14 protein-coding genes are annotated in these 16719 nt (G+C 52.3%); 2 read left to right on the top strand and 12 right to left on the bottom strand.

Translation table 11 applies throughout. From position 1 onward, the window contains the following. Window positions 1–13: 13 nt before the first annotated feature. Window positions 14–1474, bottom strand: a complete 1461-nt coding sequence (gene gatA / locus ABJ225_RS20340) for an Asp-tRNA(Asn)/Glu-tRNA(Gln) amidotransferase subunit GatA (RefSeq protein ID WP_347321475.1) — start codon at window positions 1472–1474, stop codon at window positions 14–16. A gap of 12 nt (window positions 1475–1486) precedes the next feature. Beyond that, on the bottom strand, window positions 1487–1777 hold the full coding sequence (gene gatC / locus ABJ225_RS20335) for an Asp-tRNA(Asn)/Glu-tRNA(Gln) amidotransferase subunit GatC (protein WP_053428889.1): 291 nt from the start codon (window positions 1775–1777) through the stop codon (window positions 1487–1489). Window positions 1778–1993: 216 nt separating this feature from the next. Between gatC and ABJ225_RS20330 the strand changes: the two genes are divergently transcribed. Together ABJ225_RS20330 and ABJ225_RS20325 are read left to right on the top strand one after the other, a co-directional pair. Continuing rightward, window positions 1994–2362, top strand: a complete 369-nt coding sequence (locus ABJ225_RS20330; protein ID WP_347321474.1) for a cupin domain-containing protein — start codon at window positions 1994–1996, stop codon at window positions 2360–2362. A gap of 20 nt (window positions 2363–2382) precedes the next feature. Then, window positions 2383–3456, top strand: a complete 1074-nt coding sequence (locus ABJ225_RS20325) for an AbrB family transcriptional regulator (RefSeq protein WP_347321473.1) — start codon at window positions 2383–2385, stop codon at window positions 3454–3456. Here the strand turns inward: ABJ225_RS20325 and ABJ225_RS20320 are convergent. The 10 genes from ABJ225_RS20320 to aceB all read right to left on the bottom strand — a co-directional run bounded on the left by ABJ225_RS20320 (window position 3437) and on the right by aceB (window position 16685). Beyond that, window positions 3437–3877, bottom strand: a complete 441-nt coding sequence (locus ABJ225_RS20320) for a YueI family protein (protein ID WP_235576402.1) — start codon at window positions 3875–3877, stop codon at window positions 3437–3439. The two genes, ABJ225_RS20325 and ABJ225_RS20320, sit on opposite strands and share 20 nt — an antisense overlap. Window positions 3878–4100: 223 nt before the next feature. Beyond that, window positions 4101–5048, bottom strand: a complete 948-nt coding sequence (gene argF, locus ABJ225_RS20315) for an ornithine carbamoyltransferase (RefSeq protein WP_056532554.1) — start codon at window positions 5046–5048, stop codon at window positions 4101–4103. Next, window positions 5045–8116: a carbamoyl phosphate synthase large subunit gene (locus ABJ225_RS20310; protein WP_218247787.1), complete on the bottom strand. Its 3072-nt coding sequence runs from the start codon at window positions 8114–8116 to the stop codon at window positions 5045–5047. Before ABJ225_RS20310 ends, argF begins: the two co-directional genes overlap by 4 nt. Further along, window positions 8109–9173 (bottom strand): carbamoyl phosphate synthase small subunit, encoded by a 1065-nt coding sequence (locus ABJ225_RS20305; protein ID WP_347321472.1) that lies wholly within the window; start codon window positions 9171–9173, stop codon window positions 8109–8111. The genes ABJ225_RS20310 and ABJ225_RS20305 overlap by 8 nt, the downstream gene beginning before the upstream one ends. A 135-nt stretch (window positions 9174–9308) precedes the next feature. After that, complete coding sequence (locus ABJ225_RS20300; RefSeq protein WP_347321471.1) at window positions 9309–10457, bottom strand: acetylornithine transaminase; 1149 nt, start codon at window positions 10455–10457, stop codon at window positions 9309–9311. Then, window positions 10454–11245, bottom strand: a complete 792-nt coding sequence (gene argB, locus ABJ225_RS20295) for an acetylglutamate kinase (RefSeq protein ID WP_347321470.1) — start codon at window positions 11243–11245, stop codon at window positions 10454–10456. The genes ABJ225_RS20300 and argB overlap by 4 nt, the downstream gene beginning before the upstream one ends. Further along, on the bottom strand, window positions 11226–12455 hold the full coding sequence (gene argJ, locus ABJ225_RS20290) for a bifunctional ornithine acetyltransferase/N-acetylglutamate synthase (RefSeq protein WP_347321469.1): 1230 nt from the start codon (window positions 12453–12455) through the stop codon (window positions 11226–11228). The genes argB and argJ overlap by 20 nt, the downstream gene beginning before the upstream one ends. A gap of 14 nt (window positions 12456–12469) precedes the next feature. Further along, window positions 12470–13504, bottom strand: a complete 1035-nt coding sequence (gene argC / locus ABJ225_RS20285; protein WP_218247783.1) for an N-acetyl-gamma-glutamyl-phosphate reductase — start codon at window positions 13502–13504, stop codon at window positions 12470–12472. 256 nt (window positions 13505–13760) lie between these two features. Next, window positions 13761–15041 carry an isocitrate lyase gene (gene aceA, locus ABJ225_RS20280; RefSeq protein ID WP_238283496.1) on the bottom strand — a complete coding sequence of 427 codons (1281 nt, stop codon included), beginning with the start codon at window positions 15039–15041 and terminating at the stop codon, window positions 13761–13763. A gap of 66 nt (window positions 15042–15107) precedes the next feature. Further along, on the bottom strand, window positions 15108–16685 hold the full coding sequence (aceB, locus tag ABJ225_RS20275; RefSeq protein ID WP_347321468.1) for a malate synthase A: 1578 nt from the start codon (window positions 16683–16685) through the stop codon (window positions 15108–15110). Window positions 16686–16719 lie beyond the last annotated feature (34 nt).

Here is a 16719-nt window from a genome sequence, read left to right as displayed (position 1 = left end):
TTCTATTCCCCCCTTACAGTTGTGGTCTTTTTTTATGGAAGTCCGTTGCCTGTTCGAATGCATGGGCAACGCGATAAATAGTGCTTTCGTCGAAATGCTTTCCGATGATCTGAAGACCGAGCGGAAGACCTGTTGAAGAGAAGCCGCATGGGACAGAAATCCCTGGCACTCCTGCAAGGTTTACGGGAATCGTCAGGATATCGTTGGCATACATGGTGAGTGGATCGTCAATCTTTTCACCGATTTTGAATGCAGGTGTCGGTGTCGTTGGCCCGAGGATGACGTCGAATTTCTCGAATACATCTTCGAAATCCTTCTTGATCAACGTACGCGCCTGCTGTGCTTTTTTGTAATATGCATCATAGTAACCGGAGCTGAGGGCGAATGTTCCGAGCATGATCCTTCTCTTCACTTCGTCCCCGAAACCTTCAGCACGGGTTTTCTTGTAAAGGTCTAGGAGATTCTCTGCATTCGGTGAGCGGTAGCCATAGCGCACGCCGTCGAAGCGGGCAAGGTTAGCAGATGCTTCAGATGATGCAAGGAGATAGTAGGTTGCCACACCGTATTTTGAATGTGGAAGGGATACTTCTTCCCACGTGGCACCAAGTCCTTCTAGAACCTTCAAGGAAGCAAGGACCGCCTGACGCGCTTCTTCCCCAACGCCTTCTCCGAGGTATTCTTTCGGAACGGCGATCTTAAGGCCTTTCACATCTCCTGTAAGTGCAGCTGCATAATTTGGTACTTCCACGTTTGCAGAGGTAGAGTCATTGGCATCCACGCCTGCAATCGCCTGAAGGAGATACGCATTGTCTTCTACGTTCCTTGTGATCGGTCCGATCTGGTCAAGGGATGAAGCGAACGCGATCAGTCCGAAACGGGACACGCGGCCATAAGTCGGTTTCAACCCTACTGTACCTGTGAAAGCGGCCGGCTGGCGGATCGATCCACCTGTGTCGGAACCAAGGGAGAATGGCACTTCACCTGCAGCAACTGACGCAGCGGATCCACCTGAAGAACCACCTGGTACCGTGTCAAGATTCCAAGGGTTGCTTGTCTTTTGGTAGCCGGAGTTTTCAGTGGAAGAACCCATGGCGAACTCATCCATATTCAGTTTCCCGATTGTGATGGTTTCGGCTGTATGTAATTTAGTCATGACCGTTGCATCATAGATTGGATCGAAGTTCTCAAGGATCTTACTTCCGGATGTCGTACGAAGGCCTTTCGTGACGATATTATCCTTGATCCCGATCGGCATACCGAATAGAAGGCCTTTGCTTTCATCTGTGCCGATCTTCTCATCCAGGGCTTTTGCTTTATTCCGGGCATTCTCTTCATCCAATGTGAGGAATGCCTTCACTTTATCTTCTACATCGCCGATACGCTTGTAGGATTCGCTTACGAGATCCGTTACCGAAACTTCCTTCTTATGAAGAAGTTCGTGCAGTTCTGATAATTTATGGTCGAATAATGACATGTGTATCCCTCCTTAATCCAAGATCGATGGTACGCGTACCTGTCCGTCTTTGTGATCCGGTGCATTCTTCAATACGTCTTCGCGTGGCAGACCGGTGCCCGGCTTGTCCTCGCGCATGACATTCTTCATATCCAGTACATGGCTTGTCGCTTCGACACTGGACGTATCCAGCTCGTTCAACTGTTCAGCGAAGCCGATGATGGCGTCAAGTTGACCTGTGAATCGTTTTACTTCATCTTCTGTGATGGCCAGTCGTGCCAGGTGGGCAACGTGCTTCACCTGCTCTTCGGAAATTCTGGACATTCTGTTCACCTCCGGGTAATTTCGAACACTTGCAATACTATTGATAATACCAAAGTTCACTTTGTGAAAGCAACTACAAGTCTAGGTTTGATAACGCTTAGACAGCTGTTTCCCCAAGCATTTCCTCGGTTACAAAAAAACCTCAACGATTCCATCCTGTCGAATAAAAGAGGAATCACTCGGCGATTGGACGAAATAGTGGAGGAGGTGTATGCTATGAAAATATATGAGTTCACTAAAGAATCCGGTAAAACCATAACCCGGTTCAACAGCAGCGGGGTGACGATCCATCCCCTTTTGAAGCCTGATTCACCATTCCAGATCGGCTATTTTTATCTTGAGGCAAAGAGCGTCCTCGGAATGCATCCTGCCATGTGCGACCAAGTGCTTATGATCACGTCCGGCAATGGATGGGTACGGGTGAAGGATGGGGAAAAGCGTCCTGTAAAGGCAGGAATGGCTGTGTATTGGAGCGAAGGTGAAGAACATGAATCAGGAACTGAAACGGGCATGACCGCCATCGTCGCGGAAGGTTCGGACTTGGACCCCAAGCGCTTCCTGTCTTCCCTTCAACCGGAGGATTAATCTAGAAAGGATCCTGCTTTATGAGAATACTTGCATCATTGATCGTAGGCTTCATTGGCGGAGGCATATTCACTCTTCTCCATGTTCCGTTATCGTGGATGCTCGGGGCGATGGTTTCCATGTTCATCGCGAAGAAATGGGGGAAGATCGACCTAAAATGGCCTCCCATGCTGAGGAATCTGGCCCTCGTCATCGTCGGATATTCCATCGGTCACTCTTTCAGTAAACGGACCGTGGTGGAGATCTTCACTCAGCTTCCCACCATGTTGTTGATGACCATCTTCATCATCGTGTTCAGCATGGGGCTTGCTTTCATCATCACCAAGGCGACGGGCATCAACCTGGCCTCCACCATCACGGGGAGTGTGCCGGGAGGATTGTCCCAAATGGTGGTCCTCGGGGAGGAAATGAAAAATGTGAACCTTACGGTGGTGACGATCCTTCAGGTTGTCCGGGTCCTCAGTGTCGTATGTATCGTCCCCTTCCTCGTGTTCAGCCCCTTGCTCGGAGGCGAAGCGGCGAATACGTCTGGGGTCCCGCCGACAGATCCGGCGTCGTTCCGTTGGGGACTGCTGCTCTTTTTCGCAGTAGCTGTCATCACGGGGCTGCTGGCGAAGAAGATCCGCTTTCCTACTCCCTTTCTCCTTGGCCCGATCCTAGTGATCGGAGGATGCATGATCGGAGGGGCAGGAGTGCCGGATATGCCTGGGGTGTTCATCATCCTGGCCCAGCTTTCCCTAGGGATCTATTTCAGCTTCATGCTGGATATCTCCCCTTCAAGGCAGCTGACGGCCTTCATCCTTTGGTCGGTCGTCACATCAATCGGCCTGCTCGCCTTTTCTATCGGGCTCAGCTTCCTGCTCAGCAGTTGGCATCATATCTCCTTCATGACGGCATTCATCAGCCTATCACCGGGGGGCATGGCAGAGATGGCACTGCTGGGTCACGCAGTCGGAGCCGATCTATCCATCATCACCGGGTACCATCTGTTCAGGATCCTGTTCATCCTGTTCCTCATGCCGCCAGCGCTGAAGGCGATATTCAAGCTTCCCTATTTCAAGGAAACGGACAACTCTAGAAGAGCATCTTCTTGATCGAAGAGAAGATGCTCTTCTTCTTTTTGACGTCTTCCTTCTTCTTCAATGACTTTTCCTGTACAAATATCTCTTCTTTGTCGATGGCTTCGTTGTAGGCCAATACAAGCCCAACATCCGTCTCGGTCTCCATATTCGTCACCATGGAGAAAGAGATGTTGAATGTATCGGCAAGTTTGATGTATTTTGAGAGGAAGGTATAGCTCATTGAACCGTTCAGAAGGAGCCTGGCATCAGGGTTCTCCTTAAGGGCTTCCTGCACTTCCTTATAGACGCCCTTCTCCCTTACCTGACTCTGCGTAAGAGCCACGACAACACGCTCGCGCAGCGACCCTAAAAACTTCCTTCTTTCATCGGGCTTCGTCTGCTTCTGCCCATATATTCCATTTTCTAAATAATCATCCATTGTCGGTTTACTCAAAACCAGGCACCTCCAAACGTAATCAATCATAGGCTCTCCTACACTCTATGTTCCCATGTGTATGTTTGATAATCCTTGATTGCTTCCTTTTTGTTCAAAGGAAAAGGCCCGCTACCTTTTAGGGAGCGAACCTTTTCCTATCACGACGATTCATTTTATCCGATAAAGTACTGTTTTTCAATACGTTTTTTACACTTTTTGAAAGTCGCTTCAACCCGCACCGTTATAGGACTGATTGGAGGATGGCCTTCTGGACGTGGAGGCGGTTTTCAGCTTGCTGGAAAACCGCCGATTGCGGTCCATCGATGACCTCCGCGGTGACCTCTTCCTCACGATGGGCCGGCAGGCAATGAAGGAAGCTTGCATCGGCTGCTGCATGGCTCATAAGACCGGCATTCACTTGATACGGTGTAAATGCCTTCATGCGGGTTTCCGCCTCCTCTTCCTGCCCCATGCTCGCCCATACATCCGTATAGACGATGTCAGCGCCTGCTACGGCCTCCACAGGGTCATAATGCAGCGTGTAGCTCCCACCATTGAGCTTGGCCAGCTGTAACGTCTGTTCTTCAATCTCCTTCACAGGCTCATACCCTTCCGGACAGGAGACGACGACGTCCATGCCGAGCTTTGCCGCAATGATCATGAACGAGTGGGCGACATTGTTGCCATCCCCGATGAAAACAGCCTTTACCCCTTTAAAGCTTCCTTTCAGCTCCAGGATCGTCAGGACATCTGCAAGGGCCTGACAAGGATGATAGGTATCACACAGCCCATTGATAACGGGAACGGAAGCATGCTTTGCAAGCTCCGTGACCGTTTCGGTATGGAAAGTCCTGATCATGATTCCATCTACATAGGATGATAGCACCTTTGCCGTATCGGCGATGGTCTCTCCCCTTCCCAGCTGGATATCTTTCGAATTCAAGTAAATGGCGTGCCCGCCCATTTGGAGCATGCCTGCTTCGAACGAAACCCTTGTACGGGTAGACGATTTTTCAAAGATCATGGCGAGGGTCTTTCCTTCGAGCTTCTTGGAATGGGGCTGTTTCTTCAGGCTTTGGGCAAGATCCAGCAGTTCCAGGATTTCATCCGTCGAGTAATCCAGCCAGGTTACCACATCACGCCCCTTGAACGCATTCCCCACACTTTTTAAGGCTGTACTTGATTTCATAATCCGCTCACTCCCTGCTTGGTTTTGTATTCGGTCAAATGGATCGGTGCCCCGCCTGCCCCTTGACTCCTGATGAACGCGAGGAGTGTAGCTGGCTCCGTGATCACGGTGATCCCGGCCTCCAAGGCTTCGATCCTTTTCTCCTTACCTTCTCCGGTCTGTTCGTCGTTATAGTAAAGGGAAGCCCCGTCGGACTTCACCCAGCTTTTGAATTCTGCGGTTCCCGAGGTCCCATGCTTCACAAGCTCACTGTCCTTGGCATCCACAAAGATCGTCCCACCTGCCTCCATGTCATCATGGAGGGTAACGAACACTTTATGCAGGGCTTCCTCCACCGTCCCCCCGATGCAAAGACCTTCTCCGGTGGACTTCATATTGGCTCCGAGGGTCTGATCCAATTCCGGCAGGGCATGTGAAGAGAAGACTGGATATTTCACTCCTTTGAGATTGACATCCTGAGGAGCTGGAACATCGAATGCACTCAGCTCCGCTGATGATTCAGCCAGGAGGTCGATTGCCAGATCGACGAGTGGATAGCCGATGATCTTGCTTACAATCGGGATCGTCCGGCTCGCCCTCGGGTTCACCTCGAGCATGAGGAGTTCGTCACCCTTGAGAAGGAACTGGATATTCATGAGCCCTTTATAACCGAGGGACGAGATGAGACTGTCGGCATATTCGCCGATCCTGGCCACGATGTGCTCTGGGACCGATTCTGAAGGGAAGATGGACATACTATCGCCGGAATGAACCCCTGCCCGCTCGATATGCTCCATGACGCCCGGTATATAGGATTTTTTTCCGTCCGCTACCAGGTCTACTTCCACTTCTCCACCTGCTTTGAACTCATCGATCAGGATCGGGAAGTAGGAGGTTTCCGCTTCTTCCAACAGTTCTTTCAGTTCCCCAGGTGTCTCCACCTTGACCATCCCTTTTCCGCCTATCACGTAAGAAGGTCGGCACAGGAGCGGGTACGTGAGGGTTTTAGCCACTTGGATGGCCTCGCTTCGGCTGTGGCAGATATCACCGTTCACATGGGGGATGTCCAGTCGGTCAAGAAGCTCGTAGAAACGTTCGCGGTCCTCAAGATGATCGATGGTATCGAACGATGTGCCGAGAAGCTTCACTCCATGTTCTTCAAGATCCTGTGCCAGATTCAATGCGGTCTGGCCACCGAACTGCACCAGTACGGCTTCGATGGACTCGTGGGCAATGATGGCCAGGATCGATTCCTTCGTGATCGGCTCAAAGTATAGGCGGTCCGCTGTTTCATAGTCCGTACTCACCGTTTCCGGATTGTTATTGACTGTGATGGTTGTATATCCGTGTTCCTTCAGGCGCTGTATAGCCTTGACCGCACTGTAATCAAATTCGACGCCCTGGCCGATCCTGATCGGTCCGGCTCCGATGATCAACACCTTTTTGTCCCCTTCCAGAGGTTCAATTTCATTTACACCATAGTAGGTCGAATACACGTAGTTCGTGACCGCTTCGAATTCGCCGGCACACGTATCCACCATTTTGAAGACCGGTTTGAGGTCCTGCTTCCATGGGGCAATCCATTCGGGACTTTTCCCCGAAAGTGCCAGGATTTTATCATCCTCGAACCGCTGCTTCTTGGCCTGCTTATAAAGATGTTCGTCCAGGCTGCCGGTCTTCAGGCTGCTTTCGGTTTCCACCAGATGCTGAAGTACACCAAGGAAAAGGGAATCGATCTCCGTCTTCTCATGTAGCTCCGACACGGAATACCCTCTTCTCATCAGCTCAAGGAGTTCAAAGAAACGTAAATCCGTCGCCACGCCGATCCTCTGGAGCAGCTCTCCGTCCGTCGCCTCTCCATTGAATTCAAGCCCCTGAGAAGAAATATCCAAGGATTGCACCGCTTTATGGAAGGCTGCCTCCATGGAACGTTCGATGGCCATCACTTCTCCCGTTGCCTTCATCTTCGTCCCAAGGACACGGTTTGCTTCCGGGAATTTATCGAACGGCCACCTCGGGAACTTCACCACTACATAGTCGAGGGCCGGTTCGAAACTTGCGAATGTCGTTTGGGTCAGGGGGTTGATGATTTCATTGAGCGTATAGCCGATGGCAAGCTTCACGGCAATCTTCGCAATCGGGTACCCCGTCGCTTTAGATGCGAGGGCCGAAGACCTGCTTACCCGCGGGTTCACTTCGATTACGTAGTATTGGCTGCTGTAAGGGTCTAAAGCAAACTGTATATTGCATCCACCGATCACTTCGAGGGCATCGACGATATCGAGGGCTGCCGTCCTCAGCATATGGAATTCCTGATCGGTCAAGGTCTGCGACGGGGCCACCACGATGGAATCCCCCGTATGGACGCCTACTGGATCGAAGTTCTCCATATTGCACACCGATATACAGTTTCCTTTCGAATCTCTCATGACCTCATACTCGATTTCCTTGAAGCCCGCAATACTCTTCTCCACGAGGAGCTGATGGATCGGGCTTGCCTTCAATCCCGTTCCTACAAGCTTTCGGTACTCTTCCTCGGTCGCCGCGATACCGCCTCCGCGTCCCCCCAGTGTATACGCAGGGCGTACAATGACCGGATAAGAAACGCTCTCCGCGAAGGCAAGAGCCCCTTCCAGATCTTCGACTATGGCACTTTCCGCAACGGGATGCGCCAGTTCATTCATCAGATCACGGAATTTTTCGCGGTCCTCCCCTTTTTGGATGGAAGGAACCGATGTACCAAGCAGCTTCACGCCCTGTCCTTCAAGGATGCCTTGTTCATGAAGCTGAACGGCCAAATTTAATGCCGTCTGGCCACCAAGGTTTGCAAGGATCCCGTCAGGCTTCTCAATCTCGATGATCTTCGTAAGAGACGGGACCGTGAGCGGCTCACAATACACCTTATCCGCATACGTGGTATCCGTCATGATCGTTGCAGGGTTATGGTTCACAAGGACGACTTCATAGCCTTCTTCTTTAAGGGCCAGGCACCCCTGCGTCCCGGAATAATCAAATTCCGCCGCTTGACCAATGATGATGGGGCCTGAACCGATGATGAGGATCTTGTTTAGTGTTGGCTCTTTAGGCATAGATTTTCTCTCTCCCTGACTTTGTAATGGATTGATGGAACTGTTCGAATATCCACGATGCATCTTCCGGGCCTGGACGGGCTTCCGGATGGAACTGGACGCTCACGATTGGTTTCGTCCTATGTTGAAGTCCCTCAAGGGAACCGTCATTCACATTCCGGAAGCGCGGATAAAGCTCCGTGCCGACAAGGCTCGACGGCTCGACAACATAGTTATGATTCTGGGAAGTAATGAATACTTTCCCCGTCTCTCCGTCGATCACGGGATGATTCGCCCCGCGATGACCAAACAACAGCTTCTCGGTATTCCCGCCGAGGGCAAGGGCGATGAGCTGGTGACCGAGACAGATACCAAGGGTCGGCACCTCAAGAATCTTCTCCTTCAGAACGGGCAGAAGATCCGTCATTTCCTTTGGATCACCGGGTCCGTTGGAGAGGACCATTCCGTCGTACTCAAGCTGATCAAGCTGATCGAGCTGATGGAAAGGGACGACCGTTACAGAACAGCCCAATTTGAGCAGACTGTTCACGATGGACTTCTTGACGCCGAAGTCGATGACGGCAATATGGGGAACTCCACTCCCCTGGCGCTGCAGGGACTGAGCGGCCACCCGCCCGATCTGACCGGTCAAATGCTCTTTAGATGGGATGACGGATGTGTGGGATATGCAGGCATTCTGACTGCCTCCCTGTCGGATCGATTTGACAACCTGACGGGTATCGACCCCCGTCATATGAGGGATTCCCCATTTCACGAGGTAATCCTTCAAAGAAGAGTTGGCGTGATAATGGGAATACACATCAGGTGCTTGAAACATGATCACGCCCTTCACCTGGGGCTTCATGCTTTCGGAATCATCATCGTTGATCCCGTACTGTCCGATCAGGGGATACGTAAAGACGACAATCTGATCTTTATACGACGGATCTGTCAATACTTCTTGATAGCCCGTCATTCCAGTGAAGAATACGATTTCTCCCAATGCGGGACCCTCCCCGCTCATGTGAACCTCCCCCTGAAAGGTGAGGCCATTTTCCAAACATAGATAACCCGGCATGGGATTTCCTCCTCGATGTATGAATTAATATTAATAATTAAGTATTTTTATACATTTTTAGTCAAAAAAAGAACGAGAATCAAAGGCGGTCTGCCTGAAGACCGACTATCCGGCCGGTCATCAGGCTCTTCCTCTTTACACCACGGCCGTTGCCTTGCCGAGTGCTTCTTCCACTTTTGCCACCGCTTGATCGATCTCCTCGATGCTGACGGTCAATGGCGGTAAGAGGCGGATCACCTTCGGACCAGCCGGGAGGGTCAGAAGTCCGTTCTCCCTGAGATCCGTTATGATGCCTCCTGCTTCCGACTCAAGCCCGATCCCGATCATGAGCCCGTTCCCCCTGATGGAGACGTTATGATTGGACAGCTTATCGTTAAGTTCCTTCATGAAGTAAGCTCCCTTATCCTCTACTTCCTGTAAGAAAGAAGGGACGAAGATTGTCTCAAGCGTTGCTTTGGCCGCTGCCATGGCAAGGGGATTCCCACCGAACGTGGAGCCATGTGTTCCAGGTGAGAATGAAGCCGTGAGGGCCTCCTTCCCGATCATGGCGCCGACAGGAAAACCGCTGCCAAGTCCTTTTGCAGCCGTGACGATGTCAGGGTTCAGATCATGATGCTGATACGCGAATGGTCTTCCCGTACGTCCGATACCTGTCTGGACTTCATCGACGATAAGGAGGGCGCCCCATTCAGTGCACTTCGCCTCGACTGCCTTCAGGAAAGCGGAGGTACCCGGTATCACGCCTCCCTCGCCCTGGATGATTTCCACCATGATGGCGGCTATCTCGTCCCCTTTGATGCCTTCAAGGGCCGATTCATCGTTATACGGTAAATAATCAAAGGAAGGAACCAGGGGACCAAAGCCGCTGTGCACCTTCTCTTGACCGGTGGCGCTCATCGTGGCGAACGTCCGGCCATGGAAGGATTGTTTGAACGTCACGATCTTCGTTCTACCCGTGTGCTTCTTGGCAAGCTTGATGGCTGCTTCATTCGCTTCGGCACCGCTGTTGCAGAAAAATACGGCGTCAAGATCCGTGTTTTCCGTCAAAAGGCCGCCGACCTCTTCCTGGGCGGTGATGGGGAACAGATTGGATACATGCCACACCTTCTCCATCTGCTCCTTCACAGCCTCTTTCACCACTTCCGGAGAGTGTCCGAGATTGCATACGGCAATACCTGATATGAAGTCGAGATACGAGCGTCCTTCCCCGTCCTTCACGACCGTCCCTTTTCCTGTAACCAGTTCAAGTTCCCAGCGATTATACGTGGGGAATAAATGACTCATAATCGATTGACTCCTTCTGCTTGTATGATTTTCGTCCCGACAATCTTCCCTTCTTCGTAGAGGCTTCCTTTCCCTCCGACAATCATGACTTCCTTCATGCCCGAACCAAGGGTGGAGACAGCCGCTTCGACCTTCGGGATCATCCCGCCGTAAATGGTGCCTTCCTCCACAAGGGAGCGGATGCGCTCTACAGAGGTTTCATGTATAAGATCGCCGTCCTTCAGGATGCCCGGGACGTCTGTGACTAATAATAGGCGTTCTGCCCCGAGACCCGCTGCAATCGCCGAAGCACCGAGATCGGCATTGACGTTCACTTTCACACCGCCGGATGTGACGGCCAGTGGAGTGACAACGGGAACGTATCCGGAGGAGAGGAGATCTTCAAGAAGATCAGTATTCACTTTCACCACTTTCCCCACCCGTCCGAGGACTCCTTCATCCAGGAACTCGGCAAGGAGGGTGCAATTGTCGTAGCCGCACACGCCTACGGCTTTTACACCTGCGTGATTGAAGCGGTGCGTCAGGTCGCTGTTCACTTTGCCTTTCAGCACCTGTTCCGCCACCTCGAACACTTCATCTGTCGTCTTCCGCTGACCGTTGATGAAGGTGGAGCGGATGCCGAGCTTGTCGAGCATCCCGTTGATTTCCGGTCCGCCTCCGTGGACGATGACTACATGATAGTCTTCGATCATGGAAGCGATGCTGTCGATAAAGGAGGACGGGAGTTGAGACATGATGCTCCCCCCTACTTTGACGACGACTGTTTCCTTACGTGCGGTAGCTTGCATTGATCTTGACGTAGTCATAGGTCAGGTCACACCCCCAAGCCTTACCTTCTCCGCTTCCTTCCTGAAGGATGATGGAGATGCACACTTTTTCGTTCTCCATATACCCGCTCACCAGTGCTTCATCGAAAGCCTGGGGAGTACCCGAGGTGAATACGAGCGTCTCCCCGATGAAGATATCGCAAAGCTCAGGCTGAATCTTGATGTCACTGTGCCCCATGGCTCCCACGATTCGCCCCCAATTCGGGTCCCCTCCAAACAGTGCCGTCTTCACCAGGCTGGAACCGACGACCTTTTTGGCTACAACATTGGCTTCCCCGTCGGTGTGGGCCCCTTTGACTGTCACTTCGATCAGCTTCGTGGCACCCTCGCCATCGCGTGCGATCTGTTTGGCGAGGGCTTCACACACAAGGGTCAGTGCCTCCTGGAAAGAGGACCAATCAGGGTGCTGGTCGTGAAGCTCTTCATTCCCGGCCAGTCCATTGGCCATCACGACCACCATATCATTCGTCGACGTTTCCCCGTCTACGGTGATCTGATTGAACGATCCGTCGATGGATGTCTTCAGGGCCGCTTGGAGGGCAGCAGACGAGATGGAAGCGTCCGTTGTGACGAATCCGAGCATCGTTGCCATGTTCGGATGAATCATACCGGACCCTTTTGCAGAGCCCCCGATGGTAATGGTCTCTTCGCCCACCTTCACCCTGTAGCATGCCGTCTTTTCAATGGTATCCGTGGTGAGGATCGCTTGCTGGAATGCAGCGGCCCCTTCTTGTGAATCCGACAGCTCGACCTCCTTGCACCCCCGCTCCATCTTATCCATCTGAAGCCATTCCCCGATCACCCCGGTGGAGGCGACAGCGATGTATTCTTCAGGAAGCTGCAATCGCTCCGCCATCCACTCCCTTGTCTGATAGGCATCTTTCAAACCCTGCTCGCCGGTGCAGGCATTGGCGATTGCACTGTTGACGACAATGGCTTGCAGAAGCCCTTTTTTCCCGATGCTTTCCTGGGTGACTTTGAGAGGAGGAGCCTGGAAGTGGCTCTGGGTATAGACCGCCCCGCAGTTCGCCGGCACTTCGCTGTAAATGACCCCGAAATCTTTTTTGGCATAACGGAGTCCGATATGAAGTCCCCCGGCCTGATAGCCTTTGGGAGAAAGGATCGTTCCTCCCTGTACCTTCACAATCTCCTCTTTCTCTTTGACTTTCATGGTTTCTCCTCCTCTTAAGGATAAATTGGATAGTGATGAAGCCCAGTCGTTTCGTGCCAGCCGAACATCATATTCATATTCTGGACCGCCTGACCGGCTGCACCTTTCATCAGGTTGTCGATGACGGAAACAATCGTGACGCGGCCCGTCCGTTCGTCCATGGACAAGCCGATATCGCAATAGTTGGTCCCGAATACCTCTTTTGTCCCTGGGAACCCTCCTTTGGGTCGTACCCGGACAAAGGGATGGTCACCGTACTCTTCACGGTAGGAAGCAAGAAGCTCTTCAGTGGAAGAAGGATCCTTCAGTTCCACATAGATCGTCGCCATGATGCCCCTGGTCATGGGCACGAGATGGGTGGAAAACGTGATCGGACCCGCATCGAGAGCCCATTCGTGAAGCTGCTGTTCGATTTCCGGTGTATGCTGGTGCTCATGTACTTTATAGATACGGAAGTTTTCCTGTGTTTCCGCGAAATGACCTGCAAGAGAGGCTTTGCGCCCTGCTCCGGAGAGACCCGTCTTGGCGTCGATGATGACACTGCCCGGCTTGATCCTACCGGCAGCAGCCAGCGGATACAAACCTAGTAGGACGGCCGTCGGGAAACAGCCGGGGTTGGCAATCAACTCGGCATCCCTGATCGCGCGTCCGTTGCACTCAGCAAGGCCGTATACAGCCCTTTCCAGGGTGTCGGCGGGTGCTGCTTCACCGTGATACCAGGTTTCATAGGCTCCACGTTCTTTCAGGCGCAAATCTCCTGAAAGGTCGATCACCTTCGCCTGACCACCGAGCAAGCCTGGTGTCATCTTCTTCGAAATCCCTGACGGCGTCGCTAGGAAGACCACATCGAGTCCCTTCATTTGTTCTTCATCGATCGGATGGACACGTTGTTCACTGATCCCGTACAGATGGGGATATTGTTCCGTATAAGGTGTTCCATCGAGGGAGGACGAGTACAGGACACATTCCCTGACCTCCGGGTGATTGGACAGCAGCCGGTACAATTCGACGCCCCCATATCCCGTGCTCCCCACAATACCAACTTTCATTGCATTCACCACTCACATATTTTTTAAATTAGGTATAATTATAGGTATGTATATTAATAAAATCAATAGTATATTTATAAATAATTATTTTATTTAAATATTTTGGTAATTGGTCCCCGTTTTTTCCCTGAATATAGGTGACGATGGACCGTTCCTTGCAATAGGCCCAATACGTCCTCACTTGACAGGAAGGAATAATCATTCATCTCAATGCATAAAAAATCCGTCCGCTGTATGCGGACGGATCCCCGTCGAATCAGAATTGTGCTGCTTCCGTGGAACCTTTGAGAGCGGTGGTGGAAGAATTCCCGCCTGTAATGACCATGGACACTTCGTCGAAGTAGCCGGTCCCGACTTCCCTTTGATGCCTTGTGGCTGAGTACCCGTGTACCTCGCTTCCGAATTCCGCTTCCTGGAGTTCAGAGTAGGCGGCCATCCCGCGGTCCCTATATCCCCTGGCAAGCTCGAACATGCTGTGATTCAGGGCATGGAAGCCGGCTAGGGTCACAAACTGGAATTTGTAGCCCATGGCTCCGAGCTCCCTCTGGAACTTGGCGATGGTTTCATCGTCAAGCTTCTTCTTCCAGTTGAAGGACGGGGAACAATTATAGGCAAGGAGTTTTCCTGGATATTGCTCGTGGATGGCTTCTGCAAACCGTCTCGCTTCTTCCAGATTCGGTTCGGACGTTTCACACCAGATCAGATCGGCAAATGGGGCATACGCGAGTCCCCTGCTGATGGCCTGGTCCAGTCCCGAACGGGTCCTGAAGAACCCTTCAGGCGTCCTTTCACCCGTGATGAACGGCGCATCATACGGATCGACATCACTTGTGATCAAGTCGGCTGCGTTGGCATCCGTCCGCGCAATGATGATGGTCGGCACACCTGATACATCGGCTGCGAGCCTGGCGGAAATCAGATTCTTCACAGACGTCTGGGTCGGGAGAAGGACCTTCCCGCCAAGATGGCCACATTTCTTCTCAGAAGACAGCTGATCCTCGAAGTGAACGGCAGATGCCCCTGACTCGATCATGCCCTTCATCAGTTCGAATACGTTCAGCTGTCCCCCGAACCCGGCTTCGGCATCCGCTACGATCGGGACGAACCAGTCGATGGATTCATCTCCCTCCACGTAGTGGATCTGATCGGCGCGCTGCAGTGCCTGGTTGATCCGCTTGACCACGGACGGAACGGAATTGGCGGGATAGAGGCTTTGATCCGGATACATCTGACCTGATAGATTCGCATCCGCAGCCACTTGCCAGCCGCTCAGATAAATGGCTTTAAGGCCCGCCCTCACCTGCTGGACAGCCTGATTGCCCGTCAGCGCCCCGAGGGCATGGACATAGGATTCCTCGTGAAGAAGCCTCCAAAGCTTCTCCGACCCTTTCTTCGCGATCGTATGCTCGATATCCATACTCCCCTTTAACCGGATCACATCTTGAGCCGAGTAGGGCCTGGTGACCCCTTTCCACCTCTCGTCTCTTTCCCATCCTTCTTGAAGCTCCATTACGCGCTCATTCATCGATTTCGTCATTTTCAACACTCCTTTTTTGTTTCATCCCTTAGGATGGTTATATGAATTTCGTTCTTCCCGTTTTCCTTAGAGAATCTCATAGCCTTTCAGCGTCAAAAATTCTTCGAACCTATCATTCCGGATCAATTCATCGAACAGTTCCACCGCTTCCGGGAAGCGCTTCTCCTCATACGCGGTGCCGAATTCGTCTTTGATTCTCGTAAGCTCTTCCTGCTTGATGGCTTCATAGAGTTCCATCGTCAGCTTCCGTCCGTCTGCCAGGACCCCTTCCCGATGCCTGATCCACTGCCAAAGCTGCGCGCGGGAGATCTCGGCGGTTGCTGCATCCTCCATCAGGTGGTTGATCGGTACAGCCCCCTGCCCTTTCAGCCAGGCAGCCACATAGCGGATCCCCACGTTGATATTAAGACGCACCCCGGCTTCCGTGATTGTTCCCTCTGGAAGCTTGAGAAGGTCCTCCGCTGTGATCTGCAGACCCGTCAGCCGTTTATCCCCGATCTGATTATCCCCTGGCATCTCCCCGTCGAACACATCTTTCGCGACCTGTACCAGTCCGGGATGCGCAACCCAGGTACCGTCATGTCCATCCCTCGCTTCCCGCTCCTTATCCTGCCGTACTTTCCGGAAAGCTTCCTCGTTCTTTTCGGGATCGCCTTTAATGGGAATCTGCGCCGCCATTCCTCCTATCGCCGGTGCCCCCCTCCGGTGACAGGTCTTGATCGTCAGCAGGGAGTAGGCCCGCATGAACGGCGCCGTCATGGTGACGGTGGAGCGGTCGGGTAGGACTCCCCTCGTGCGGAATTTTTTGATATAGCTGAAGATATAATCCCAACGCCCACAATTGAGGCCAGCCGAGTGCTCTTTCAGTTCATAAAGGATTTCATCCATTTCAAACGCAGCGGTGATGGTTTCGATCAGCACGGTTGCCTTGATCGTCCCCCTCGGCAGTCCGACCGCCTTCTGGGAATAGACGAACACATCATTCCAGAAGCGGGCCTCCTGGTGACTTTCAAGTTTGGGAAGGTAGAAGAATGGTCCCCTCCCGGTCCCGGCAAGCTTCCGACCACTGTGGAAGAGGTGCAAACCAAAATCAACCAGTCCTGCGGAGAGCGGTTCACCGTCCAGCTCAATATGCTTCTCTTCCAGGTGCATCCCCCTCGGTCTGACGATGAGAACGGCCCCTTCCCCGTTGAGGCGGTATTCTTTCCCACCGGGCTGACTGTAGTGGATCGAACCGTTTACCGCATCCCGAAGATTGACTTGCCCTTCCATGACATTCTGCCACGTCGGAGATGTCGCATCCTCCAGGCAGGCCATGAAGCAATTCGCCCCGGAGTTCAACGCATTGATCATCATCTTGCGATCGACCGGACCGGTGATTTCCACCCGGCGATCTTTTAAAGCTTCCGGCAGTTCATCCACTGTCCAGGCAAGCTTGCGGATATGCTCCGTCTCGTCCAAGAAACCCGGTGATTCCCCTTCATCAAACCGTTTTTGACGATTCAACCTTGCTTCAAGCAGTTCCTTCCTCCTCTGACCGAACCGCCTTTCCAGCTGTTCAAGAAATCCCAGTGCTTCATCTGTGAGGATCTCTTTGTATGATCCTTCTCCCTTTATTCTCATGCCTATTACTTTGGTGTCCATCTTTGCTCATCACACCTTCCACTCTGTATTGTTA

This window comes from Rossellomorea sp. RS05, assembly GCF_039822645.1.
Lineage (GTDB): Bacteria > Bacillota > Bacilli > Bacillales > Bacillaceae_B > Rossellomorea > Rossellomorea marisflavi_B.
The sequence above is the reverse complement of the archived record's forward strand: the minus strand, read 5'-3'. Positions and strand labels throughout refer to the sequence as shown.